This is a genomic window from Mycobacterium sp. IS-1590, assembly GCF_001500025.1.
Lineage (GTDB): Bacteria > Actinomycetota > Actinomycetes > Mycobacteriales > Mycobacteriaceae > Mycobacterium.
On record NZ_LQIW01000002.1, the window covers coordinates 176,961 to 202,312 of the forward strand.

At 67.3% G+C, this 25,352-nt stretch carries 22 protein-coding genes; 7 read left to right on the forward strand and 15 right to left on the reverse strand.

Annotation, left to right across the window (positions count from 1 at the left end):
- Nucleotides 1-100: 100 nt before the first annotated feature.
- The 3 genes from gltB to AU197_RS03615 all read left to right on the forward strand — a co-directional run bounded on the left by gltB (nt 101) and on the right by AU197_RS03615 (nt 7,071).
- Entirely contained in the window at nt 101-4,684 is a 4,584-nt protein-coding gene (gene gltB / locus AU197_RS03605) for a glutamate synthase large subunit (RefSeq protein ID WP_064401149.1), read from the forward strand.
- Nucleotides 4,677-6,143, forward strand: a complete 1,467-nt coding sequence (locus AU197_RS03610; protein ID WP_064401150.1) for a glutamate synthase subunit beta — start codon at nt 4,677-4,679, stop codon at nt 6,141-6,143. Before gltB ends, AU197_RS03610 begins: the two co-directional genes overlap by 8 nt.
- A gap of 127 nt (nt 6,144-6,270) precedes the next feature.
- The gene (locus AU197_RS03615) at nt 6,271-7,071 is read left to right on the forward strand and encodes a polysaccharide deacetylase family protein (protein WP_064401192.1); all 801 of its coding nucleotides are present in this window, start codon (nt 6,271-6,273) and stop codon (nt 7,069-7,071) included.
- Between the two features lie 435 nt (nt 7,072-7,506).
- Here the strand turns inward: AU197_RS03615 and AU197_RS03620 are convergent, their stop codons facing one another.
- Both AU197_RS03620 and AU197_RS03625 read right to left on the reverse strand, forming a co-directional pair.
- Complete coding sequence (locus AU197_RS03620; RefSeq protein WP_064401151.1) at nt 7,507-8,355, reverse strand: LLM class F420-dependent oxidoreductase; 849 nt, start codon at nt 8,353-8,355, stop codon at nt 7,507-7,509.
- 59 nt (nt 8,356-8,414) lie between these two features.
- Nucleotides 8,415-9,911, reverse strand: coding sequence for a potassium/proton antiporter (locus AU197_RS03625; protein WP_064401152.1), 1,497 nt, complete (start codon nt 9,909-9,911; stop codon nt 8,415-8,417).
- Nucleotides 9,912-10,095: 184 nt separating this feature from the next.
- Between AU197_RS03625 and AU197_RS03630 the strand changes: the two genes are divergently transcribed.
- Nucleotides 10,096-10,788 (forward strand): potassium channel family protein, encoded by a 693-nt coding sequence (locus tag AU197_RS03630; RefSeq protein ID WP_064401193.1) that lies wholly within the window; start codon nt 10,096-10,098, stop codon nt 10,786-10,788.
- On the opposite strand, the gene AU197_RS03635 is transcribed toward AU197_RS03630, so the two are convergent.
- Nucleotides 10,754-12,397 (reverse strand): SulP family inorganic anion transporter, encoded by a 1,644-nt coding sequence (locus AU197_RS03635; protein WP_064401153.1) that lies wholly within the window; start codon nt 12,395-12,397, stop codon nt 10,754-10,756. The genes AU197_RS03630 and AU197_RS03635 overlap by 35 nt on opposite strands.
- Complete coding sequence (locus tag AU197_RS03640) at nt 12,394-12,771, reverse strand: ArsR/SmtB family transcription factor (protein ID WP_064401154.1); 378 nt, start codon at nt 12,769-12,771, stop codon at nt 12,394-12,396. The genes AU197_RS03635 and AU197_RS03640 overlap by 4 nt, the downstream gene beginning before the upstream one ends.
- 87 nt (nt 12,772-12,858) lie before the next feature.
- On the opposite strand from AU197_RS03640, the gene AU197_RS03645 reads away from it, so the two are divergent.
- Nucleotides 12,859-13,863 (forward strand): PHP domain-containing protein, encoded by a 1,005-nt coding sequence (locus tag AU197_RS03645; RefSeq protein WP_064401155.1) that lies wholly within the window; start codon nt 12,859-12,861, stop codon nt 13,861-13,863.
- Between the two features lie 44 nt (nt 13,864-13,907).
- Nucleotides 13,908-14,396, forward strand: coding sequence for a hypothetical protein (locus AU197_RS26430; protein WP_064401156.1), 489 nt, complete (start codon nt 13,908-13,910; stop codon nt 14,394-14,396).
- Here AU197_RS26430 and dinB read toward each other — a convergent pair.
- Entirely contained in the window at nt 14,385-15,605 is a 1,221-nt protein-coding gene (gene dinB / locus AU197_RS03655; protein WP_064401157.1) for a DNA polymerase IV, read from the reverse strand. The genes AU197_RS26430 and dinB overlap by 12 nt on opposite strands.
- A gap of 20 nt (nt 15,606-15,625) precedes the next feature.
- Nucleotides 15,626-16,273 (reverse strand): TetR/AcrR family transcriptional regulator, encoded by a 648-nt coding sequence (locus AU197_RS03660; protein ID WP_064401158.1) that lies wholly within the window; start codon nt 16,271-16,273, stop codon nt 15,626-15,628.
- Between the two features lie 79 nt (nt 16,274-16,352).
- Here AU197_RS03660 and AU197_RS03665 point away from each other — a divergent pair, with 79 nt between their 5' ends.
- Complete coding sequence (locus AU197_RS03665; protein WP_064401159.1) at nt 16,353-17,828, forward strand: flavin-containing monooxygenase; 1,476 nt, start codon at nt 16,353-16,355, stop codon at nt 17,826-17,828.
- Nucleotides 17,829-17,910: 82 nt separating this feature from the next.
- Here AU197_RS03665 and rraA read toward each other — a convergent pair whose 3' ends face one another.
- The 9 genes from rraA to AU197_RS03710 all read right to left on the reverse strand — a co-directional run bounded on the left by rraA (nt 17,911) and on the right by AU197_RS03710 (nt 25,346).
- Complete coding sequence (gene rraA, locus AU197_RS03670) at nt 17,911-18,390, reverse strand: ribonuclease E activity regulator RraA (protein ID WP_064401160.1); 480 nt, start codon at nt 18,388-18,390, stop codon at nt 17,911-17,913.
- A complete protein-coding gene (locus tag AU197_RS03675) occupies nt 18,387-19,445 on the reverse strand; it encodes an ATP-binding protein (protein ID WP_156434291.1) in 1,059 nt (352 codons plus the stop codon). The genes rraA and AU197_RS03675 overlap by 4 nt, the downstream gene beginning before the upstream one ends.
- A gap of 195 nt (nt 19,446-19,640) precedes the next feature.
- Nucleotides 19,641-21,209, reverse strand: coding sequence for an ATP-binding protein (locus AU197_RS03680; RefSeq protein WP_064401162.1), 1,569 nt, complete (start codon nt 21,207-21,209; stop codon nt 19,641-19,643).
- 68 nt (nt 21,210-21,277) lie between these two features.
- Nucleotides 21,278-22,027 carry a MerR family transcriptional regulator gene (locus tag AU197_RS03685; RefSeq protein WP_064401163.1) on the reverse strand — a complete coding sequence of 250 codons (750 nt, stop codon included), beginning with the start codon at nt 22,025-22,027 and terminating at the stop codon, nt 21,278-21,280.
- 44 nt (nt 22,028-22,071) lie between these two features.
- A complete protein-coding gene (locus AU197_RS03690; protein WP_064401194.1) occupies nt 22,072-22,587 on the reverse strand; it encodes a hypothetical protein in 516 nt (171 codons plus the stop codon).
- Nucleotides 22,588-22,677: 90 nt separating this feature from the next.
- Nucleotides 22,678-23,622 (reverse strand): CopD family protein, encoded by a 945-nt coding sequence (locus tag AU197_RS03695; RefSeq protein ID WP_064401164.1) that lies wholly within the window; start codon nt 23,620-23,622, stop codon nt 22,678-22,680.
- A complete protein-coding gene (locus AU197_RS03700; protein WP_064401165.1) occupies nt 23,598-24,131 on the reverse strand; it encodes a copper resistance CopC family protein in 534 nt (177 codons plus the stop codon). The genes AU197_RS03695 and AU197_RS03700 overlap by 25 nt, the downstream gene beginning before the upstream one ends.
- 35 nt (nt 24,132-24,166) lie before the next feature.
- The gene (locus tag AU197_RS03705; RefSeq protein WP_064401166.1) at nt 24,167-24,682 is read right to left on the reverse strand and encodes a hypothetical protein; all 516 of its coding nucleotides are present in this window, start codon (nt 24,680-24,682) and stop codon (nt 24,167-24,169) included.
- A 7-nt stretch (nt 24,683-24,689) separates the two neighbouring features.
- A complete protein-coding gene (locus AU197_RS03710) occupies nt 24,690-25,346 on the reverse strand; it encodes a DUF6474 family protein (protein ID WP_064401167.1) in 657 nt (218 codons plus the stop codon).
- Between the last annotated feature and the right edge of the window lie 6 nt (nt 25,347-25,352).

The following is a 25,352-nucleotide window of genomic DNA, read 5'->3' on the forward strand; positions in this document are numbered from 1 at the left end:
TGCTGCACGAAGGCACTCCATAGCCGGACCGGCAAACCGCCGTTGTCTACGGCTGTCAGGCAGAAGCTTCGTAAGACGTGCAGGAAAAGGGTAGGTGGGAATGGCGCCCAGGATGCAAGGGCTGTACAACCCCGCGTTCGAGCACGACGCGTGCGGCGTGGCGATGGTGGCCGATATGCACGGTCGCCGCAGTCGCGACATCGTCGACAAGGCGATCACCGCTCTGGTGAACCTGGAGCACCGTGGGGCGCAGGGCGCCGAGCCGAACACCGGCGATGGTGCGGGCATCATGTTGCAGGTCCCCGACTCGTTCCTGCGCGAGGTCGTCGACTTCGACCTGCCGGAGCCGGGTAGCTACGCCACCGGAATCGCGTTCCTGCCGCAGTCGTCGAAGGATGCGGCGACCGCGTGCGAGGCCGTCGAGAAGATCGCCGAGGCCGAAGGACTCGAGGTCCTGGGTTGGCGTGAGGTGCCGATCGACGACTCGCCGCTGGGCGCCCTGGCCCGCGACGCGATGCCGACGTTCCGGCAGGTGTTCATGGGCGGTGCTTCAGGCATGGAGTTGGAGCGTCGCGCGTACGTGGTGCGCAAGCGCGCCGAACACGAGCTGGGCACCAAGGGGCCGGGCCAGGACGGGCCGGGACGCGAAACCGTGTACTTCCCAAGCCTTTCCGGACAGACCTTCGTCTACAAGGGCATGCTGACCACCCCGCAGCTCAAGGCCTTCTACCTCGACCTGCAGGACGACCGGCTCACCAGTGCGCTGGGCATCGTGCACTCGCGCTTCTCGACCAACACGTTCCCGTCGTGGCCGCTGGCCCACCCGTTCCGGCGCATCGCCCACAACGGCGAGATCAACACCGTTACCGGCAACGAGAACTGGATGCGCGCACGAGAGGCGCTCATCAAGACCGACGTGTTCGGCCCGAATCAGGACCTCGACAAGATCACCCCGGTCTGCACCCCGGGGGCGTCGGACACCGCCCGGTTCGACGAGGTGCTCGAACTGCTGCACCTGGGCGGGCGAAGCCTGCCGCACGCGGTGCTGATGATGATTCCGGAGGCCTGGGAGCGCAACGAGTCGATGGACCCGGCGCGCCGGGCGTTCTACGAGTACCACGCCTCGCTGATGGAGCCGTGGGACGGCCCGGCCTCGATGACCTTCACCGACGGCACGGTGATCGGGGCGGTGCTCGACCGCAACGGTCTCCGGCCGTCGCGGATCTGGGTGACCAGGGACGGTCTGGTGGTCATGGCCTCGGAGGCCGGCGTGCTCGACCTCGATCCGTCGACGGTGGTCAAGAGGATGCGCCTGCAGCCGGGCCGCATGTTCCTGGTCGACACCTCCAAGGGCCGCATCGTCGAGGACGAGGAGATCAAGGCCGAACTCGCCGCCGAACGCCCGTATCGGGAGTGGCTCGATGCCGGCCTGTTCCACCTCGACGAACTTCCGCCCGGTGACTACGTGCGCATGCCCCACCACCGGGTGGTGTTGCGCCAGCAGATCTTCGGCTTCACCTACGAGGAGCTCAACCTGTTGGTCGCGCCGATGGCGCGCACCGGCGCCGAGCCGCTCGGCTCGATGGGCACCGACACCCCCGTCGCCGTGCTGTCGCAGCGGCCGCGGATGCTCTACGACTACTTCCAGCAGTTGTTCGCCCAGGTGACCAATCCTCCGCTGGACGCCATCCGTGAAGAGGTGGTGACCAGCCTGCAGGGCACGGTCGGCCCCGAGGGCGACCTGCTCAACCCGGACGCCGAGTCGTGCCGCCAGATCGTGCTGCCACAGCCGATCCTGCGTAACGCCGAACTGTCCAAGCTGATCTGCGTCGACCCCGACCACGAGATCCGCGGCCACAAGCACGGGATGCGCGCGGCGGTGATCCGCTGCCTGTACCCGGTCAACCGCGGTGGGCAGGGCCTCAAGGAAGCCCTCGACAACGTGCGCGCGAAGGTGTCGGGCGCGATCCGCGAGGGGGCGCGCATCATCGTGCTCTCCGACCGCGAATCCAACGAGCAGATGGCGCCGATCCCGTCGCTGCTGTCGGTCTCGGCGGTGCACCACCACCTCGTCCGGGAGCGCACTCGCACCAAGGTCGGGCTGGTCGTGGAGGCCGGTGACGCCCGCGAGGTGCACCACATGGCCATGCTGTGCGGCTTCGGTGCGGCGGCGATCAACCCGTACATGGCGTTCGAGTCGATCGAGGACATGGTCGACCGCGGCGTGATCACCGGCATCTCCAGCGACCAGGCCAAGGCCAACTACGTCAAGGCCGCGGGCAAGGGCGTGCTGAAGGTCATGTCGAAGATGGGCATCTCCACGCTCGCCTCCTACACCGGCGCCCAACTGTTCCAGGCCATCGGCATCAACCAGCAGGTGCTCGACGAGTACTTCACCGGGTTGACCTGTCCCGTCGGTGGAATCGACCTCAACGACATCGCCGACGACGTCGCCGCCCGGCACTCGTTGGCCTATCTCGACCGGCCCGACGAGTGGGCGCACCGCGAACTCGAGGTCGGCGGTGAGTACCAGTGGCGCCGGGAGGGTGAGTACCACCTGTTCAACCCGGACACGGTGTTCAAGCTGCAGCACTCCACCCGCACCGGTCAGTACTCGATCTTCAAGGAGTACACCAAGCTGGTCGACGACCAGAGCGAGCGGATGGCCTCGCTGCGCGGGCTGCTCAAGTTCCGCGACGGGTTGCGCCCGCCGGTGCCGCTCGAGGAGGTGGAGCCCGCCAGCGAGATCGTCAAGCGGTTCTCCACCGGCGCGATGAGCTACGGTTCGATCTCGGCCGAGGCGCACGAGACGTTGGCCATTGCGATGAACCGCCTTGGCGGACGATCGAATTCGGGTGAGGGCGGCGAGCACGTCAACCGTTTCGACCGCGACGAGAACGGCGACTGGCGCCGCAGCGCGATCAAGCAGGTGGCGTCGGGCCGGTTCGGCGTGACGAGCCACTATCTGAGCAACTGCACCGACATCCAGATCAAGATGGCCCAGGGTGCGAAACCCGGTGAGGGCGGCCAGCTTCCGGGCGGCAAGGTCTACCCGTGGGTCGCCGAGGTGCGGCACTCGACGCCCGGCGTGGGGCTGATCTCCCCGCCGCCGCACCACGACATCTACTCGATCGAGGATCTCGCGCAGCTGATCCACGACCTGAAGAACGCCAACCCCCAGGCCCGTGTGCACGTCAAGCTGGTCTCCGAGAACGGCGTGGGAACGGTCGCGGCAGGGGTGTCCAAGGCGCATGCCGACGTCGTGCTGATCTCCGGTCACGACGGCGGTACGGGCGCGACGCCGCTGACGTCGATGAAGCACGCGGGCGCGCCGTGGGAGCTCGGCCTGGCCGAAACCCAGCAGACGTTGCTTCTCAACGGTCTTCGCGACCGCATCGTGGTCCAGGTCGACGGTCAGCTCAAGACCGGTCGCGACGTCGTGGTCGCCGCGCTCCTCGGCGCCGAGGAGTTCGGTTTCGCCACCGCGCCCCTGGTGGTGTCGGGCTGCATCATGATGCGCGTCTGCCACCTCGACACCTGCCCGGTCGGTGTGGCGACCCAGAACCCTGTGCTGCGCGAGCGGTTCACCGGTAAGCCCGAATTCGTCGAGAACTTCTTCATGTTCATCGCCGAGGAAGTGCGGGAGATGATGGCCCAGTTGGGCTTCCGCACCGTCAACGAGATGGTCGGGCAGGTCGGTGCGCTGGACACCACGAAGGCCGCCGAGCACTGGAAGGCCTACAAGCTCGATCTCACGCCCGTGCTGCACGAGCCCGAGTCGGCCTTCATGAACCAGGACCTGTACTGCAGTTCGCGTCAGGACCACGGCCTCGACAAAGCACTCGACCAGCAGCTGATCGTGATGTGCCGCGAAGCGCTGGATTCCCAGACGCCGGTGCGCTTCTCGACGACGATCGCCAACGTCAACCGGACCGTCGGTACGATGCTCGGCCACGAGGTGACCAAAGCCTATGGCGGGCAAGGTCTTCCAGACGGCACCATCGACATCACCTTCGACGGATCGGCGGGCAACAGCTTCGGGGCGTTCGTACCGAAGGGCATCACGCTGCGGGTCTACGGCGACGCCAACGACTATGTCGGCAAGGGCCTCTCGGGCGGGCGGATCGTGGTGCGGCCGTCGGACAGCGCGCCCGAGGACTACGTCGCCGAAGACAACATCATCGCGGGCAACGTGATCCTGTTCGGTGCGACGAGCGGCCAGGTGTTCATCCGCGGCCAGGTCGGTGAGCGGTTCGCGGTGCGCAACTCCGGTGCGCACGCGGTGGTCGAAGGAGTGGGCGACCACGGTTGCGAGTACATGACGGGCGGCAAGATCGCGATCCTCGGTCCGACGGGGCGCAACTTCGCCGCGGGAATGTCGGGCGGCATCGCCTACGTCTACGATCCCGACGGCGCGCTGCCGGCCAACCTCAACGCCGAGATGGTGGAACTGGAGGGCCTCGACGAGGAGGACCTCGAGTGGCTCGCGGGCATCATCCAGGCCCACGTCGATGCCACCGATTCCGCTGTCGGAGTACGTATCCTCAACGACTGGGACAACAACGTGAAGCACTTCACCAAGGTGATGCCCCGCGATTTCAAGCGGGTACTCGAGGCGATCGCCGAGGCCGAACGGACCGGCGCCAACGTCGACGAGGCGATCATGGCGGCCGCCAGTGGCTGATCCCCGCGGTTTCCTCAAGTACACCCAGCGCGAGACGCCGCAACGGCGGCCTGTGCCGATTCGTCTGCGCGACTGGAAAGAGGTCTACGAAGACTTTTCCCACGACAGGCTGCGCGAGCAGGCGACCCGCTGTATGGATTGCGGGATACCGTTCTGCCACAACGGCTGTCCGCTCGGAAACCTGATTCCCGAGTGGAACGACCTGGTGCGCAACGACCGCTGGCGCGACGCCATCGAGCGGCTGCACGCGACGAACAACTTCCCGGAGTTCACCGGCCGCCTGTGCCCCGCGCCGTGCGAGGGCTCGTGCGTTCTGGGTATCAACCAGGATCCCGTCACGATCAAGCAGGTCGAGGTCGAGATCATCGACAAGGCGTTCGACGAGGGCTGGGTGACGCCGCTGCCGCCGGATGTCAAGACGGGCAAGAAGGTTGCCGTCGTCGGCTCCGGCCCCGCCGGGCTGGCCGCGGCCCAGCAGCTGACCCGCGCCGGGCACAGCGTGACGTTGTTCGAGCGCGACGACCGCATCGGCGGGTTGCTGCGCTATGGCATCCCCGAATTCAAGATGGAGAAGCGCCACATCGACCGTCGTCTGGAGCAGATGGCGGCCGAGGGCACCGAGTTCTGCACCGGGGTCAACGTCGGCGTCGACATCACCGCACAGCAGCTCCGCAAGGACTTCGACGCGGTGGTGCTCGCCGGCGGCGCGACGGAACGGCGCGACCTGCCGATCCCGGGCCGTGAGCTCGACGGCATTCACCAGGCGATGGAGTACCTGCCGTGGGCCAACCGGGTCCAGCTCGGCGACCCCGTCACCGACGAGAACGGCCTGCCGCCGATCCACGCGAAGGACAAAAAGGTCATCATCATCGGCGGCGGTGACACCGGCGCCGACTGCCTGGGCACCGCGCACCGCCAGGGCGCGGCAAGCGTGCACCAGTTCGAGATCATGCCGCGGCCGCCGGAGACGCGCGCCGACTCGACGCCGTGGCCGGTATACCCGTTGATGTTTCGGGTGTCCTCGGCGCACGAGGAAGGCGGCGAGCGGGTCTACTCGGTCAACACCGAGGAGTTCATCGGTGAAGACGGGCATGTGACCGGGCTACGTGGCCACGAGGTCAAGATGAACGCGGGCAAGTTCGAGAAGGTCGAGGGCACCGAGTTCGAGCTGGAAGCCGATCTCGTGCTGCTCGCGATGGGCTTCACGGGTCCCGAGCGGGAAGGCCTGCTGACCGACCTCGGCGTCGAGATCAACGAGCGGGGCAACGTCAGCCGGGATGCCGACTTCGCGTCCTCGGTGCCCGGTGTCTTCGTCGCAGGCGACATGGGGCGTGGGCAGTCGCTGATCGTGTGGGCGATCGCGGAGGGTCGCGCGGCCGCGGCGGGTGTGGACCGCTACCTGATGGGTCGGTCGGCGCTTCCGGCACCGATCAAACCGACCGCCGTGCCGCAGCGATGAGCGCTCGCGCGAAGAGCCGAAGGTAGCGTGAGCGCTCGCGCGACACGGCGCGCAATGTGCGGCTTTTGCGGCTGAACGCGCGACAGTAGGGGCGGTGATCGGCCGCTACCCCACCGGCGGCGCCGGGATGAGACTCGACCGGCGCAGCTTCATCGCGGCGCTGTCCGTCGCCACCGTCGGCGCCGTGGGGCTGACCCGGTGGGCGACCGGGGAGCAATCGCAAGTGGCGGATGTGGCCGCAGCGCAGGTCCCGTCCGCACCATCGGCCGGTCTGCTGCCCCCGCCGCCGACGTCGGCGCGCATCGCTCTACCCGGCAGTGGTGTGCTGAGCAGCCTGCCCGGCGACGGGGACCTGTTGGCGCTGACCGTCGACGATGGTGTGAGCAGTGACGTCGTGCGGGCCTACACGCAATTCGCCAAGGACACCGGGCTTCGGATGACCTACTTCGTCAACGGGATCTACCGGTCGTGGACCGATCACGTCGACCTGTTGCGTCCGTTGGTCGACGACGGGCAGATCCAACTGGCCAACCACACGTGGTCGCACCCGGACCTCACCAAGCTGCCCCTCGTCGACGTGGCCGAACAGTTCCGGCGCAACCACGACTTCCTGTGGAAGGCCTACGGCGTGGACGCGCGTCCGTACTTCCGGCCCCCCTACGGCGCGACCAGCCCGCATGTCGACAAGGTCGCCGCCGACCTCGGCTACACCGCAGGCACGTTGTGGTCGGGCACGCTGGAGGACCACGTGTGGATCCCGCCTGCGGAGGTTGTCGCGATGGCCGACAAACACTTCACCGGGCAGACGATCGTGATCGGCCACCTCAACCACCCGCCCGTCACCGAGGTTTTCGGCCAGTTGGTCGACATCATCCGGGCGCGTGGGCTGCGGACCGTGACCCTGGACGACGTGTTCCTAAGGCCATGACCGCGGCGCCCCCGGTCGGGGAGCACCCGGGGCTGGCCTCAAACTGAGTCACATCTGTCACTTCAGCAACTTTAAAAACATCAGACGTTTTACCGGCGCGCCTACCGCAGTTTGCCGAGGGGCGGGTTCTAATGACTTCATGGGGGCACTGCGGTAAGGTTGGGCCCCGGTCAGCTATCGGTTTCGACACAGGAGTCAGTTCCGTGTATGTCAACCCGCTATCCCGGTCTCGGGTGAGCCGAATCGCCTGGTCACTCCTTCGTCATCCACTCAAGAGCCGCGAGTTCCCGGCCAAGGCCGAGCGCCTCATCACCGCCGACGAACTCCGCCTTTACGGCGTCTAGCGAACTGGGAAGCGCGGAATCCCTCGCGCCGGACGCCTTCGGCCATCCGTTTGCCAAATCGTTATATTTTCGTGACCGTCAGAAATGGCGGCTAATTCCGTAGTCCCGACGCGACGATCGCGTCGGCCAGCGGCTCGAGCACCGCGGGATCGTGCGGCGTCGGCAGATAGATGATCGCCAGATCCAGACCCTCCCGGCCCAGGGCCGCGGCTTCGGACAGCGTCTTGTCGTAGTTGCGGTCGGGGTCAAGTCGGACGTGGGCTGAGAGCATGATCTCGCCCGGATCCCGCCCGATGTCGGCGCAATGGCCGGCCAGCACGTCGCGCTTGCGGGCGAACTCGTCCGGTGTGCCGCCGACGAAGTTCCAGTGCTGGGCGTAGCGGGCGGTGATCCGCAGTGTGCGCTTCTCGCCGTTGCCGCCGATGCAGATAGGAGGGTGCGGACGCTGCGGGCCCTTCGGCTCGTTGCGGGCGTCCTTGAGTTGATAGAACTTGCCGTCGAACGACGTCGTCTCCTGGCTGAGCAGGTTGGTGAGCACCTCGCAGGCCTCCTCGAAGCGGTCGAACCGTTCTCGGATGGACCCCAACTCGATCCCGTACGCCTCGGACTCCTCCTCGTTCCAGCCCGCACCGATACCCAGTTCGAGCCGGCCGCCGGACACGATGTCCAACGCGGAAGTCATATTGGCGAGCACCGCGGGGTGGCGGTAGTGGATGCCGGTCACGAGCACACCGACGCGCAGCCGCTCGGTCGCCTGCGCGAGGGCGGTGAGCGTCACCCAACCCTCCAGGCACGGCCCGCTGGAGTCGGAGAAGATCGGGTAGAAGTGGTCGAAGGTCCAGCCGGATTCGAACACGTCGATCTGGTCGGCGGCCTTCCACACGGCGAGCATGTCGGCCCACGTGGTGTTCTGCGGCGAGGTTTTGAAGGCGAACTTCACCGGACCGAGCTTAGTTCCGAGGGGCTGACAACGAGCTGTGAGCCGAGTCCGCCGCGCGATCAGTCGGTTTCGCCGAACTCGTCGAACCAGTATGCGAGCTTGCCGCGACGGCTCACCGCGCGCAGCCGGCGTTCGGCCAGGGCACGGGTCTTCGTGGTGGTCACGATCAGCAGCTCGTCGCCGATCGCGATGCGAGTGTCGGGCTGCGGGACGAAGGTGCGCCCGTCACGGATGATCAGCGTGATCACGCTCGGATCGGGAAGCCGCAATTCGAGCACCGTGACGTTGTGCAACCGCGACGGCGCCTGCACCCTCATGGTCAGAAGTTCTGCGTCCAGCACGTCGAGGGGAGCCGACTCCACCTGGATCTCCCGCGTCGCCTCCTTCGAGATCAGGCCCAGTCGATGCGCGACGAACCGCAGGCTGGGACCCTGCACCAGCGTGAACACCACCACCAGGATGAACACGATGTTGAGAAGGCGGACGCTGTCGGGCACACCACCCACGATCGGGAACGTCGCCAACACGATCGGAACGGCACCGCGCAGACCTGCCCAGGAGACGAAAACCTGTTCACGCCAGGGGATTCGGAACCACACCAGGGACAGGAACACCGACAGCGGCCTGGCGACGAGCAGCAACACCAGGCCCGTCACGATGCCCGGCACCACCTCCGCGGCGAGGTCGCTGGGGTCGACGAGCAAGCCGAGCAGGACGAACAGCCCGATCTGAGCGAGCCAGCCGAGGCCCTCGGCGAACGAACGCGTCGCCGAGCGGTGAGGCAACCCGGTGTTGGCGAGCACGACCGCGGCCACATAAGCGGCGAGGAAACCGCTGGCGTGCGCGGTGCCGCCCGCCGCGAACGCGACCATGCCGAGCCCGAATGTGGCCAACGGATACAGGCCCGACGCCGGAAGCGCGATGCGGCGCAGCGCCATCGAGCCCAGATACCCGACGCCGAGCCCGATCGCCGCACCGACCACCAGCTCATAGACCAGCTCGGTGAGCGCGTGCACCGGCGACAGCTCGAGCGGGGCCACGCTGAACATCAGCACCAGGATGACGGCCGGGGCGTCGTTGAAACCGGACTCGGCCTCCAGCAAGCCCGCTACCCGGCGCGGCAGGGGCACCACGCGGAGCACCGAGAACACCGCCGCGGCGTCGGTCACCGAGACGACTGCGCCCAGTAGCAGCGACAGCTGCCAGTTGATACCCAGCAGCAGGTGCGCCCCGGCGGCGGTGATGAGCATGCTGATCGCGACGCCGAGGGTCGCGAGCACTCCCGCAGGCGCGAGCACCCGTCGGATGTCGGAGAACCGGGTCGTCAGGCCGCCCTCGACGAGGATGACGGCCAGTGCCACCGTGCCCAGGTGGTCGGCGAGCAGATAGTTGTCGAAATCCAGGCCGAGCCCGTCCTCACCGACGACGACGCCGACGAAGAGGAAGAGCAGCAGGCTCGGCAACCCGACACGGCTTGCGGCCCTGGTGGCGACGATGCTCGCCAGCAGCACCACCCCAGCGATCAGCAGCACAAGATAGAGCTGCTCGAGGGTCATTGCATCCCCGTTCGGGACCGTATGGGCGGTGTGAGAGGCAGTAAAACACCTACCACGGGCGGTGGCCGGGCAGTCCGGCCCGGTAGCCGCGCGCAAAGCCGCCGCGATGGGTAAGTATGAGTGCGTGATACGGCTGCGCTGGCCCCACTTCGACGCAACGCATCGCGTCGAGGAGCGGACGATGATGCGCGTCGGCATCGCCGGCGCCGGGGCGGTCGGACGGTCGGTGGCGCAGGAACTGATCGACTACGGCCACAAGGTGCTGTTGATCGAACACGACGTGCGGCACTACGAACCGCGGACGGTTCCCGGCGCGGAATGGTTGCTCGCCGATGCGTGCGAGTTGTCCTCGCTCGAGGAATCCGGGTTGCAGATATGCGACGTGGTGATCGCGGCGACCGGCGACGACAAGGTGAACCTGGCGGCCGCGCTGTTGGCGAAAACGGAATTCGGTGTCGCCCGCGTGGTGGCTCGGGTCAACGACCTGCGCAACGAGTGGTTGTTCACCGAGGCGTGGGGGGTCGACGTCGCGGTCTCCGCGCCGAGCGCGCTGGTGGCCGCGATCGAGGGCGCCATCGACATCGGTCACGTGGTGCGGTTGATGCAGTTGCGGCACGGGCAGGTGAGCCTGGCGAAACTGACGCTGCCCGAGGGTGATCCGCTGGTCGGTCGGCGGATGCGCGACCTGCCGTTGCCGGAGAACACCGCGCTGGCGATCATCATCCGCGACAGCGGGATCGTCCTGCCCCAGCCCGACGACGTGCTGGAAGCCGGTGACGAGATGCTGTTCTTGGCCGGCGGCTCCACCCACGGCGAAGTCGCTGCGCTGGTGCACGGTGCGATCAACCCGACGAGCGCTCGGACGTCAGGCGGGTGACGTGGGTTCGGGCGTGGTCGATCGCCTCGTCGAGTGAGTCCATCAAGTGGTTCTCGTGGCGCAGTGATTCGAATACGCCGACGTTGGAAAGCAGGCGCATGTGTTCGGGGCGAACGCCTTTGATGATCACGGTGATGCCGCGCGCCTCCAGTTCGGTGGCGATCTGCGCCAAGGAATTCGCGCCGGTGGCGTCGAGCATGCCCAGTTGGCTGAGTCGGATGATCACCACCGACGTGTGCGGATGGTCGGTATCGATGATCTCGCTCGAGATGCGCTCGGCCACCCCGAAGAACATCGCTCCGTCCAGACGTAGCAGCGCGATCCGCTCGTCACCGGGGCGACGCGGCACGGGGAGATCTTCTCGGGTCACGCTGCTGCGACGGGCGACCGCGCGCAGCGCGAAGAACGCCGCGACGACGACCCCGATCTGCACGGCTTCGATGAGATCGAAGCACACCGTGATGGCGGCGGTGAGCGCGAACGTCACAGCATCCGAGCGGGTGGAGCGCAGGATCTTGGTGACGGTGGACAACGAGATCATCCGAAACGAGGTCACCATCAGAACGCCCGCCAATGCCGACAACGGTATTGCGGACACGGGTCCGGTCGCCAGGTAGACGACTGCGAGCAGGACCAGCGAATGCACGATGGCCGCGACCCGGGTACGCGCGCCGGAACGAACGTTGACGGCGGTACGGGCGATGGCTCCGGTCGCGGGCATTCCGCCGAAGGCGCCCGATGCGACCGAAGCGAGTCCTTGTCCCACCAGTTCGCGGTCGGGGTCGTACGGTCCCGTCGGCGCCATGGTGGCGGCGACCCGCGCCGACAGCAGGGACTCGATGGCGGCCAGTGCCGCGATCGCCAGAGCGGCACCGACGAGGGTCCGCATTGCGCCGACGTCTACGTCGGGAATGACTGGCGTGGGGAGATGGGAGGGCAGCTCACCGATGCGCGCTACCGAAATATCAAGAGCCACCACGACTACCGTCACAACTATCACAGAAGCGAGCGATTCCGGGATGCCGCGGTGCAGGCGTGGCAGGACCACCATCAGCGTCGCGACAACCGCCACCACGGCAAGCGTTTTCGCCGCCGATGACCAATCCGCTTGTCTGACAACGTTCCACGCGACCGACAGCGTGCGCCCGCCCGCCGGGCTGTCTTGGCCGAACGCAGCGGGCACCTGCTGAAGGAAGATGATCACGGCGATGCCCAGCGTGAACCCTTCGATGACGGGCCAGGGGATGAATGTCACCGCACGGCCCAGACCGGTGACTCCCGCGACGACCACGAGCAGACCGGCCAGCACGGTGACGAGGGCGATGCTGCCGAGACCGTAGTGAGCCACGATCGGTGCGAGCACGACGGCCATCGCACCGGTAGGCCCGGACACCTGCACATGCGACCCACCGAAGACGGCCGCCACCAAACCAGCGACGACGGCGGTGACCAGTCCGGCAGCGGCACCGACACCCGAACTGATGCCGAACGCCAGGGCCAGGGGCAGGGCGACGACGCCGACCGTGATTCCGGCCAGGATGTCACGGCGCCACGATCGGGGGAGTTCGCTGTAGTCCCGGCGGTTCGGGAGCAGTCGGGCGAGGTTCATTTGTCGTGCGCCAGCGGAGGCAGCGTCTTGAACGCCTCCAATCGGTCCCGGTTGGTTCCGAGGACGTCGGCGAGGAAGGTTCTGGCGATGACCAGGAGTTCGGAGATCTTCGGGTGGGCGAGTTCGTAGAGGACTGAGTTGCCGACTCGTTGCGCCGAGACCACGTGATGACGCTTGAGCACCGCCAAGTGCTGAGACAGCAGCGTGGGCTCGAGGTCGGTTTCGGCGAGGATCTCGCTGACCGAGGTCGGCTTGCCGTTGGCCGACAGAATCTCCAGAACACGGATGCGTGCCGGGTGGGCCAGCGCTTTGAACAGGTTGGCCTTGATCTCGTAGAGCGGCAGCTCGGAGCTACCGAGGAAGCGGTGAGGCATACATTCCAGCACTTGATGGATTGAACAAATTCGCAATCCACTATATCGGGACCAGGTCGGGTCATGCAAAACGGGCACACTGGAGTGATGGACCCCGTCAACGCGCTGCGCCAGATCGCCTATTACAAGGACCGCGCTCGCGAGGACCCGCGCCGGGTGATGGCGTACCGTAACGCCGCCGACGTCGTCGAAGCCCTCTCCGACGCCGAACGCGACCGCCACGGCACCGCCAACAGCTGGCAGTCGCTGCCCGGCATCGGCCCCAAGACCGCGAAGGTCATCGCGCAGGCATGGGCCGGGCGCGAACCCGAGGTGCTGACCGAACTGCGCTCGAACGCAAAAGATCTCGGGGGCGGCGATATCCGTGCGGCGCTGCGCGGCGATCTGCACGTGCATTCGAACTGGTCGGACGGCTCGGCACCCATCGAGGAAATGATGTCCGCGGCAAGGGATCTGGGGCATGAGTACTGCGCGCTGACCGACCATTCGCCGCGGCTTCGGATCGCCAACGGTCTGTCACCGGAACGGCTGCGTAGACAACTCGACGTCATCGACGAGTTGCGCGAGAAGGTCGCCCCGCTGCGGATTCTCACCGGCATCGAGGTCGACATCCTCGAGGACGGCTCCCTCGACCAGGAGGACGAACTGCTCGAACGGCTCGACATCGTGGTGGCCAGCGTGCATTCGAAGCTGGCGATGGATGCCCCGTCGATGACGCGCCGGATGCTCAAGGCGGTCGCCAACCCGCACACCGATGTGCTGGGCCACTGCACCGGTCGCCTGGTCACCGGGGGACGTGGGATGCGGCCGGAATCGAAATTCGACGCCGAAAAGGTGTTCACGGCATGTCGGGACAACGGAACGGCCGTCGAGATCAACTCCCGACCCGAGCGGCGCGATCCGCCGACCCGGCTGCTCAAGCTCGCGCTCGACATCGGTTGCCTGTTCTCGATCGACACCGATTCGCACGCGCCCGGGCAGTTGGAGTTCCTCGGCTACGGAGCGCAGCGTGCGCTCGACGCCGAGGTGCCGGTCGAGCGCATCGTCAACACCTGGCCCGCCGAGGAATTGTTGGTGTGGGCCGGTTCTTGAGAACAGTCCGCGGTTAACTGCCCCGAACGGGGTACAGGGTGACTGTGAGAAAAATTATCGGTGAGACGGCCGCGGCGCTGGGCGCGCGTGCCGCAGAGCTCGCGAACGCGGCGGGCGAGACCGCCGGTCGCCTCGTACGACGCGTCAGCGGCGAGCCCGAAGACCAGGCCGAGCACAGCAAACCGTCGTCGGCGCCACCGAAGAAGGCACCAGCCAAGAAGGCGGCCAAGGCTCCGGCGAAAAAGGCACCCGCCAAGAAGGTGACCAAGGTGCCCGCCAAGAAGGCGGCGGCCCAGGCGCCGGTGAAGAAGGCGCCGGCCAAGAAGACGACTGCCAAGAAGGCGGCCACCAAGGCGCCCACCAAGGCGCCCGCCAAGAAGGCGCCCGCGAAAAAGGCTGTGCCACCGATGAAGTCGGCGAAGACGGAAGCCGCCAACCCACCGCCGAAGCCGGTCCGGGCAGCCAAGAAGGCACATCCCGCCAAGCGGGCGAAGGCCCAGCCGCGCAAAGGCAAGCCCGGGTCAGTCGGGTAGCTGGGGCATTTCGAGACCGGGGTCGCGGCCAAGTAACACGCCGCGGGTCACCGCGGAATTGCCGTACCGCTGACGCACCTGGTCGACGGCTTCGTCGACCGCGGTGGTGTCGTGGCTCTCCTCGAACGGCAGCTCGAGCTGTTGCGCGCCGTCGCGATCGATGTTGGACACGGCGAACCCGACGAGGGTGAGACCGCGTTCGGCGATCAACGGCGCCGCCGCGGCCACGAGGCCCCGGGCGGTGTGCAGGATCACCTCGGTCGACGCGGTCGCGCGTGGCATCGTGTGCGACCGGGTGGCACGGCCGAAGTCGTCGAAGCGCAGCCGCAGAACCACGGTGCGCCCGGTCCGCCCGGCCTTGCGCATCCGCCGGGTGATGCGGTCGATCAGGTTGACGACGACCGCGTCGATCTCGCCCGGCGACATCGTGTTGCCGCGCCGGCCCAGCGCACGCTGCGCACCGACCGAGCGCCGGCGCACACCGGTGACCACCCGGCGCCGATCGATGTTGCGCGACAACGCGAACAACCGGCTGCCCATCGCCGCGCCGACGAGGGATCCGAGAGTGGACTCGCTCAACTCGGCGACGTCGGCCACCGTCTCGATGCCGTAGGTGTGCAGCTTCTCGGCGGTCTTGGCGCCGACACCCCAGAGTCGGCGCACCGGCAACGGGTGCAGAAACGCCAGCTCGCGATCGGGTGGGACGAGTAGCAACCCGTCGGGTTTGGCTTCCTGGCTGGCGACCTTGGCCAGGAACTTGGTGCGCGCGATGCCGACGGTGATGGGCAGGCCGACCTCTTCACGGACCCGCGCCCGCAACCGGGCCGCGACCTCGACAGGGGTGCCCGAGACCCGCCGCAGCCCCGACACATCGAGAAACGCCTCGTCGACCGACAGCGGTTCGACCACCGGAGTTGTGTCGTGAAAAACCTCGAAGACCGCGCGGCTGGCTTGGGAGTACGCCGACATGCGTGGAGGCACGACGATCGCGTGCGGACAGAGGCGGCGTGCTTCTCGTCCGCCCATCGCGGTGCGCACACCGTATGCCTTGGCCTCGTAGCTGGCTGCCAGCACCACGCCTGCCCCGACGATGACGGGCCGGCCGCGCAGCGACGGCTCGTCACGCTGTTCGACCGAGGCGTAGAACGAATCGAGGTCGGCGTGCAGAATGCTCGTCGAGGCCGCCCCGGAACCAGTGGACACGAACATATGTTCGCATCGAGGACCGACTAGTGGCGAGTGGTGCCGTAGATGCTCGTGACCCAGATGTGGGCGAGGGTGTCGACGAGCTGGTCGGGGCTGACCGCAGGCTGCTCGGATGCGAAGGCTGCAAGCATCGTGCGCTCGTTCATCAGGTTCAGCGACGTCGCGAGATCCTGCGCCGGAATCGTCTCGGGCGCCTCGCCGCGAGCGCGTTCACTCTCGATCGATGCGGTGGTGTGGTCGATCCACTTCTGCATGAAGCGTGACCACAGCGCGCGCACGTCGGGATTGGTGGGCCGGGCGTCGGCCCCCGCGAGCGTGACCGCGCGGTGCGCACCGAAGGTCCCGAACAGCGCGTTGATGGCCTTCCACACTCCGGCGGGATCCACCGCGGGATCCATGCCGCCCATCGCGTCGTCGGCATTGCGGTCGGCCTCGTTGATGACCTGCTCGACGAGCGCACGAAGCACCGCGTCCTTCGACGGGAAATAGAAGTAGAACGTCGGACGGGAGATTCCCGCGCCCTTGGCGAGGTCGTCCACCGAGATGTCGGCCAGCGATCGCTCCTCGAGCAGCGCCTCGAGGGTCGAGAGAATCGCCTGTTCACGGTCATCACCGGAGGGGCGGCCGGAACGGCGTCCCCGCGGTCCGCGGGACTGGCTAACGGCGGTCACATCGAACGACTTTACACGCTGTCGAGATTATCGACACAGTGTTGACTAACTCGACACCCCGTTGATACGCTCCGGTACCATGAGCGAACACCTCGACGTCGTCATCGTGGGCGCCGGCATCTCCGGCATCAGCGCAGCCTGGCATCTGCAGGACCGCTGCCCGAACAAGAGCTACGCAATCCTGGAGCGCAGGGAGAACCTCGGCGGTACCTGGGACCTGTTCAAGTACCCCGGCATCCGCTCCGATTCCGATATGTTCACCCTGGGCTTCCGGTTCAAGCCGTGGACCTCGGAGAAGGCGATCGCCGACGGGCCGTCGATCATGGCGTACCTCAAGGAAACCGTTGCCGAGTACGGCATCGACAAGCACATCCGCTACCGCCATCGCGTGCTGTCGGCGGATTGGTCGGATGAGAACAACCGCTGGACCGTGCGCGTCGAGCGCGACGGACAGGAAGCCGAAATCACCGCGTCGTTCTTGTTCGCCGCGAGCGGTTACTACAACTACGACCAGGGCTACGCCCCCGAATTTGTTGGCCGTGACGACTTCGAGGGCACGATCATCCATCCGCAGCACTGGCCCGAGGATCTCGATTACCAGGGCAAGAAGATCGTCGTGATCGGTAGCGGCGCGACCGCGGTCACCCTGATTCCGGCGCTGGCCAACTCCGGCGCCGGCCACGTCACGATGCTGCAGCGCTCACCGACCTATGTCGGTTCGCTGCCCGACGTGGATCCGTTCGCGGTTCGGACGAAGAAGACGCTGCCGGAGAGGCCGGCGTATGTACTGAACCGCTGGAAGAGCATCTTGTTCCAGTCCGCGCAGTATCAGATCAGCCGGCGTTTCCCGAACTTCATGCGCAAGCAGCTGATGACCATGGCGCAGCGCCGGTTGCCCCAGGGCTACGACGTACAGAAGCACTTCGGGCCGCGCTACAACCCGTGGGACGAGCGGCTGTGCCTGGCGCCCAACGGCGATCTGTTCAGGACGATTCGCCACGGCAAGGCCGACGTCGTCACCGACACCATTGAGCGGTTCACCAAGACGGGCATCAAGCTCGCCTCCGGTGAGGAGCTCGAGGCCGACATCATCGTCACCGCAACGGGTTTGAACCTGCAGCTGTTCGGTGGTGCGGCGATCATGCGCAACGGCGAGCCGATCGAGCTGAACGAGACCATGGCCTACAAGGGCATGATGCTGACCCACATGCCGAACATGGCGTTCACCATCGGCTACACGAACGCGTCATGGACGTTGAAGGCCGACCTGGTCTCGGAGTTCTTCTGCCGGGTGCTGAACTACATGGACGCCAATGGATTCGACCGTGTCGAACCGATGCATCCCGGCAACAGTGTCGACGAACGCCCGCTGATGGACTTCACCCCCGGATACGTCCTGCGCGCGCTGGACTATCTGCCGAAGGCGGGACATGTCGCGCCGTGGCGGCTCAAGCAGAACTATCTGCTCGACCTGCGGCTGATTCGTCGCGGCAAGGTCGACGATGAGGCGCTGGAGTTCACCAAACACCGTGCGTCGGTGAAGGCTTCGGCTTAGCCAGCGTCTCGCGTCCGCGAGTGTGCATTCTCATACGCCACGGCGGCGTGTCGCGTATGAGAATGCGCAGTCGGGCGGGGAACTACGGTTCGACCACCACGATGCCGTCGTCGTCGCTGTAGGCGATATGGCCGGGCGTGAAGACCACGCCGCCGAACTCGACGTCGATATCGCGGTGGCCTTCACCGGTTTTCGTGCTCTTGCGCGGATTGGTGCCGAGCGCCTTGATGCCGATGTCGAGGGTGCGCAGCGTCGCGGAGTCGCGGACCGCGCCGTTGATGATCAAACCGGCCCAACCATTTTCGACGCCGAGCCCCGCAATGACATCGCCGACCAACGCCGAGTGCAGGGACCCGTCGCCGTCGATCACGAGCACGCCGCCGTCACCCGGCTCGGACAAGACCGACTTCAGCAACGCGTTGTCCTGGAAGCACTTCACCGTGACGATCGGCCCGGCGAACTGCACACGCCCGCCGAATTGGCGGAGCTGCAGATCGCAGCTGCGCACGTCGGGGCCGATGTCATCGACCAGGTCAGCGGTGGGACGGGGCTCGATACTCACCGGTCGATGGTAGGGGAGCCGGTTTCGACGACGGCCAGGGCGTAGGTGATCGCGTCGTCCATACCCATCTGTCTGCCCTCGGCATGAAGCTCTCGAGCGCGTCCATCACCCAGAGCTGCCGCGACGATCCGGCCGGTGTCGTGCATCGCGGTGACGACGAAGTTGGCGTTCGGGCCTGTGGGGGCCGCGGCGTGTCTCCCCGCCTTCCTCGATTCGGCCGCCGCGCGCTGGAAAGTCGCGTAGGCGGCACCGAGAAGGACACCGGCTGCTTCGGGTTGGTGTTCGGCCAACGCCCGCGCGTATGTCGCGAGACAGGGAGCGACCTGCAACGGCGCCATCACCCAGCGCTCCAATTGCATCGAACGGGCGCCAAGCCGCAATGCGAGATTCCAGTCGCCGAGTCGGCCGGCCGCCAACGACGCGGTGAGGACTCCTGATGGACTGGCCTCCCCCGGGTCGGCGCAACGCTCGACACTCTCCCTCAGAAGGGTTGTGGCCCGCGCCGGGTCCGCGTCGGTCAGGGCGAGCGCGAGGGAGTTGAGAGCCATAACGATTGCCGCGTGCATCCCGGACCGCCGGGCCAACCGGAGTGCCTCTTCGGCCCGCGCGACTTCCTCGGTGCCGTCACAACCGCCGAGGAGCGCCGCGTTCACCGATACCGCGAGGGCGACGGCGGCCAGAGCTGGATACCCGTCCGCTTCAGCTATATCGGCGGCCGAACGATATGCCGACACCGCACCCGAGTAGTCGCCGGACGCGAGGGCCGCCATCGCGATGAGATTGAAGCCGTCCATCGCCACTGTCGGCCGATGGCTGGTATTCGGATGCGGCGCATCGGCTTCAACGGCCTGCCTGCGCCATTCGTCGGCGCGGTCGAAATCCCCGGACAGATAGGCGTGCCAGGCCGCCGCCATCAGCACGCGAGGATAGCCGGGCTGCTGGTCGGCGCCCGGGAGATCGATCACCCGGGCGGAGGGTATGCGGATCTCGAAAACCTCGCCGGTTCCGCCGTAACCGTGATGATGCGGATGGTCGGCGACCAGTTGCACGGCCAATCGCGTGTGTCCTTTGTCGATCGCCGTGGCCAGCGCCGTGCGGATGTTCTCGCGTTCGAGATTGATCCGTCTGGACCAACGAATCTGTTCGGGCCCGTAGTAATGTTCTGCCGCCCTCGCGGACAGATCCCCGTAGAAATGGGCGTGCTTGAGTAGCAGCGCGTCCGTCTCGCCCCACTCGGCCAGCTTCTCCTCTCAGTACTGACGAACGGTCTCGAGCATGCGGAAGCGGGTTCCCGCCGAGCTGTCTTCGGTTACGACGAGTGACCGCGACACCAACGTCGTGACGAGGTCCAGCATGTCCTCGGAGCGCAACGGATCGTCACTGCACACCTCCTCGATCGCCTCCAGGGTGCACCCCGCCGAGAAGATGGCCATCCGGCCGAGCAGCCGCTGTTCGTTCGAGTTCAACAGTTCGAAGGACCAGTCGATGGCCGCACGAAGTGTGGCATGCCGTTCGACGGCGCCACGCCTTCCTCCGGCAAGCAGCTGGAATCGGCGGTCCAGGCGCTGGGCGAGTTCTGCGGGGCTCAACGCGATGACTCGCGCCGCTGCCAATTCGATGGCCAGCGGAACCCCGTCGAGTCGCTGACAGATCTCCGCCACCGCGCGAGAGTTGTGCTGGGACAGCGCGAAATCGGCGTTGACGGCACGTGCGCGCTCGACGAAAAGCTTGACGGCGTCGGTGTTCAACAGGGTCTCGAGGGCGTCGTCCGGCAGTCCGACGTTCATCGGCGGTAACGCGATCAATTGCTCACCGTCGACCGCGAGACCTTCGCGGCTGGTGGCCAGTACGACGACATCGGGACAGTCCCGCTCGATCCGAGACACCAGGCGGGCGGCCGCCCCGATCAGGTGCTCGCAGTTGTCGAGCACCAACAGCAGCCGCTTGTTCTCGAGCATTTCGAGCAGCAGTTCGTCGAGCGGCTGTCCGGCCCGGCTGGACAGCCGGAACACCGCCGCTACGGCCGTTGCGATGCCGTCCGGGTCGCGGACCGCTGCCAGGTCGACAAGCCATGCCCCGTCGCGATAGCGGGGCAGTACGTCGGCCGCGACCTGCAACGCCAACCGCGTTTTTCCGACCCCACCCACACCCGTCACCGTCACGACGCGCGAGCCGGCGAGCGCGGCAGCCACGCGGGACACCTCCGTCTGGCGACCGATGAACGAACTGACCTGTGCGGGAAGGTTTCCGGGGAAGGCGTCCAGTGTTTGGAGCGGCGGAAATCCATGGTCGGCCGTATCGGCGGCCAGTTCGAAAATACGCATTGGCCGACCGAGGTCGCGCAGTCGGTGCTCGCCGAGGTCGACGAGGTGGGAGCCGTCGGGAAGTTCGTCGCGCACAAGCGGTTCGGTGGCACCCGACACCACGGTCTGCCCACCATGAGCGGCCGCCATCAACCGAGAGCAGCGATTGACCGGCTCGCTGACATAGTGGTTCTCGACCACGACCGCCTCGTCGGTGTGTAGTCCGATCCGGGCGCGAAGTGGTTTCGGCGTGTGCCATTCCTCCTCGAGGAGTGAGTTGCGAAATAGCGTCGCTGCGCGCACGGCGTCACCGGCCGTGGGGAACGCGGCGGCCATCCCGTCGCCCATTCGCGCGAACACGAACCCGTTGTGCTCGGCGATCGTCTGCTCCAACAGTTCGTCGTGGCGAACCATGGCGGCCTTCATCGCCTCGGGGTCCTGTTCCCACATGCGCGTGGACCCTTCGAGGTCGGTCATCAGGAACGTCACCGTGCCCGACGGCGGTTGCCCAGTCATGCTCCCCACCCCGTTGACGTCGGGTACCGGAAGCGTAACTTCGCGACGTTCGCGTCGGGTCCAGTTGATCAGCTATCGGCGCAGGCCACGATGATGTCGTGCACAAATTGCGCGAGCCCCGGCTCGGCGTCGTCGTAGTAGCGCTTGAACCGCTCGTCGGCCAGGTACATCTCGGCGAGGCGCACATGCATCTCGTGATCGCAGTCGTAAAAGCGCTCGATGTTGGCGCGATGCCAGGCGGCGAGTTCGTCCGCGCGCTGTGTGCCGGGAGCGACACCGTCGCGGTGGGCCGCGGCCAGCGCCGCCAACAGCGCATCGTTGTCGGCCTTGAACTCGATCCAGTCCTGCTTGGTCATCCGCGCCGTCCGCTGCCGCGACTGTCTCCACGCGTCGGAACCGCCCCAACGCTGCTCGGATTCGGCGGCGTACTCGTCGAACACCGCGCTGCCGAAGATCTCGACCTGCTCGTCGGCGGTCAGTTGTATGCCGCTGCGGTGTGAGCTCATCAGTTCCTCCACTGCCTTGATCGTGTGTTGCAGGTGATCCGCACGGTCCAGCAGCAGCCGGTGCTGGCGTTCGAGGTGTTCGAGCACGTCACCCTCCCCGTCCAACAGGGTGCGGATCGCGTCCAGGGGCATGTCGATCGACCGGTACACCAGCACCAGGTGCAGCCGTTCGATATCGGCGTCGGTGTAGCCGCGGTAGCCCGCCTCGGTGCGCACACTGGGTACCACCAGACCGATGTGGTCATAGTGGTGCAAGGTGCGTACCGAGACACCCGTGAGGGTGGCCACCGCGCCGACGGTCATGGCGTCCATGACGCCACTATCGACCCTGACGCGGCGTGAGGGTCAAGCGTTTGTCAGTCCTGGTCGCTTCCGCGGCGGATCAGCAGCACGACGATGATCGCCAGCACACCCGCCGCGATGGCCGCCGCAACCGGCAACCGGGACGGTTCGGGGCCGATCATCGGCGTCGGCGGCCCGGCCACCGGATTGCTTGCGCCAGCGACCGTCGATTTCGCCTGTGCGGCAGTCACTTTCGCTGCAGATTCGACATCGTTGCCGGTTGCGGCCGATTCGCCGACGGGCGCCTTCTTGGCCGGCGCCTGCTTCGCCGGGCCCTTCTTGGGCGGGGCATTCTTGGCAGGCGTCTTTTTTGCCGGTGCGGCCTTCTTCGCCGCTTTCTTCGCGGGGGTCTTCTTGGCGGCCTTCTTGGCGGGAGTTTTCTTGGCCGGCGTCTTCTTCGCCGGCGCTGGGGGGATCAGCGGGTCAGGCGAGACGCTCGCGGACTCCGCGGCGGCGGGCTGCGGGGTCGACTGATCCGCCGGTGGTGTGCCTTGCGGCTGTTCGTCGGGTCGGCCCTGCTGCTCTGCCATCGGGCTGCTCCTTTGCAGTGTCTCGTCGCCGGGGCCGCCGAGCGTGCGGCCGGAAGTCGATCGGTCCATCATGCCAGGTCGGATATGGCACTAACCGGTGACGGCCAGACCGGCCGCCAGGACCAGTGCGACGAGCATCAGTGCGGTTTCGAACCGCGCCCGCGATCGGGACACCACCGCCGTGGTGCGATGCGACCGAGCGGCGGGCAGCCACATCGTGCGGTTTCGCCAGCCGAGGACGACGAGCGCGAAGGTCACCGCGATCTTGGCCGACACCAGCCGCCCGTAGCCGGTCGCGTACAGGTCGGCCGGTGCACCCAACCGGATTGCGGCACCGGCGACCCCGCCGACCAGCAGCACCACCACACAGACCAGCGACAGTGCAGAAAAGCGTGGCAAGATCCGGGCCCACTGACCTCGATGGTCCACCGTGAGCACCAGCGCTGCCAGCGCACCGACCCACAACGCGGCGGCCAGGGTGTGCACGGTGACCGCCACACCACCCAGCGGGCTGTCCGCGAAGTGCCCGGTCAGTTGGCGTGCGACGACTCCGACCGCCGCCGCGCCGATCACGGCGACATTCCACGACGCCGTCCGCGGTGCCACGAGCGCAGCCAGCGCTATGGCGGCCGCGGCGACCACGGCGAGCATGCCCGCCCGGCCCGCCGCGGTCGTCGTCGCGAAGTCGACGGTGGTCTGCACGCCGAGCCGGAACACCGGCAGCGAGGCGGTCTGTGCCGCGCCGACGATCGTCCGGCTCAGCTCGGCGAGCAGCCACAGCACCGAGGCGGCCGCCAGCGGTCGCGTCGAGCGGGCCAACAACTCGCCGCGGTGCCGTTCGCCGTCGAGCATCGGCACCACGGCCAAGCCCAGCGTGACGACACCCGCGCAGTCGGCCAGGACCCGCACCACCGTCGAACTGAGCGACCCGTGCGGGTAGGCCAGCGCCCAGGACAGGCCGGTCGCGGCGGCCGCGAGCACCGCCCCGACGACCACGGTGCGCTGACGGGTCACGCGCGCCGCCGCACCGCCCATATCGCGCCGACACCGACGATGACGACCGCTCCCACGAAGAACGGCCACACCGGGATGCCGTCGTCGGCGGGGGTTTCGGCCGGTTCGGCCGCCGACGGCCCCGGTGTCCCGGTGCCCGGCACGCTCAGCTCGAACGTCCAGGACCCGTTGACCACGTGCCCGTCCGCTGACGTCGCCCGGTAGTTCACGGTGTAGAGCCCCGACGGTCCGAGCGGGCGAACGCCGACGCTCAGGACAGCGCCTTGGACCTGCGGTTCGCCGGTCGACCACAAATTGCCGTCGGGGCCGACGACGGTCATCGCCGCGAACTGTGGCTGCAGCGCCTCGCTGAACGTCGCGGACACCGTTGCGGGCGCCTCGGTCAGCCGGGCGTTCTCCGCCGGATCCGACGCGATGCGGGTTGCGTGCGCGGAGGCGGTGCCCGCGGTAGCCAGCACTGCGGCCGTCAGCCAGAGGATCAGGGCAACGGTGGTGAGGGCGCGACGGGGCACCCTGGTGATGGTTCTCATCGAAACAAGTCTTTCTCTTGCCGTTGGTATGTCGATCAGCGCGCGGGGCTGACCGGCGGCCCGCGATGAGACATGGAAGCGGCCAGAAGCAGCGCGGAGCGCAGCGGTTGGTCGGGCCGCCGCGCGATGGGGCGAGCATGCGGTGCGGGCGGCGGGCACACCACGCGTACCGCCACGCGCACCACGCGCGACACCACCCCGCACAGCCGGTCGCCCGCCGCGATCAGCGCCGCACCGACGCCGACCGCCACCGCGTGCGCGGCCACCATCGCCGCGGTCCGCGGCGCGTGAAGATGCCCGGAGGCGCCCAGCACGATGTGGCCGACGATCTGACCGCACGCCAGAACCACAAGCAACACAAGGGTTTTCGAAGCGCCCGACAGGGTGGTCGTCAACGTGCCGACGGTCACCGCGACGATGCCCAGCGCCACGACCGCGGCACCGGTGGGCGGCTCGGCACCGCCGTAACCGTGCGCGGCCAGGGCGAGCGCCGCCGTCAGCAGCCCCGACGCCGCGCCACGAAGGCGGGCCGCGAAGCCGGACGGCGACACTTGCGGCTCAGCTCACGCCGAGCCGAGCCATCAGGTCGGCGTCGATTCCGTCGAGTTGACGTTCGATGGCGGCGTGCGCAGAACGTCGCCTCGACGGCGGCATGTGCTCGGCGGCGGCGATCGCGGCGGACAGGTCCCCGAGACGCTCGGTGATCGCCCCGACGAACTGTTTGGTCTCGGCGTCCTTCGGCTTCTTCTCGGAGACCAATCGCAACGACTGCTCGGCGCCGGCTATGCGGGCCGACAACTGGGCGCCGTGGCCGTTGAACTGGCCGACCTGGCTGAGCGGAACCCCGAGCCGCTCCGCCCGGCGTTGGTCGGCATAGCCGCGCGCGGCGATGGCCGCGCGGTAGCCGACGGGCACCACGATCGGCGCGAGCAGTCGCGTCACGGTCAGCACACGACGAATTCGGCCCGGGGCGAACAGCTTGCCCTCGCGGGCGGCCTTCAGTTGCGTCTCCGCGACCTTGAGAGCGGCCCGGTCACTGTCGCGCTGAGCCTTGATCTGCGCCTTGAGCGCCCTGGCCTCGGCCCGATGGGCGGACTTGATGCGACGGGCTTCGTTCTTGGCGGCCAACTTGGCCTCCAGTTTCGCCTTCGCCTTGATCGCGCGGGCCTCGGCCCTGCGGGTGGCGCGGGTTTTGCGTCGCTTGAACGGGCTCATCCCGGC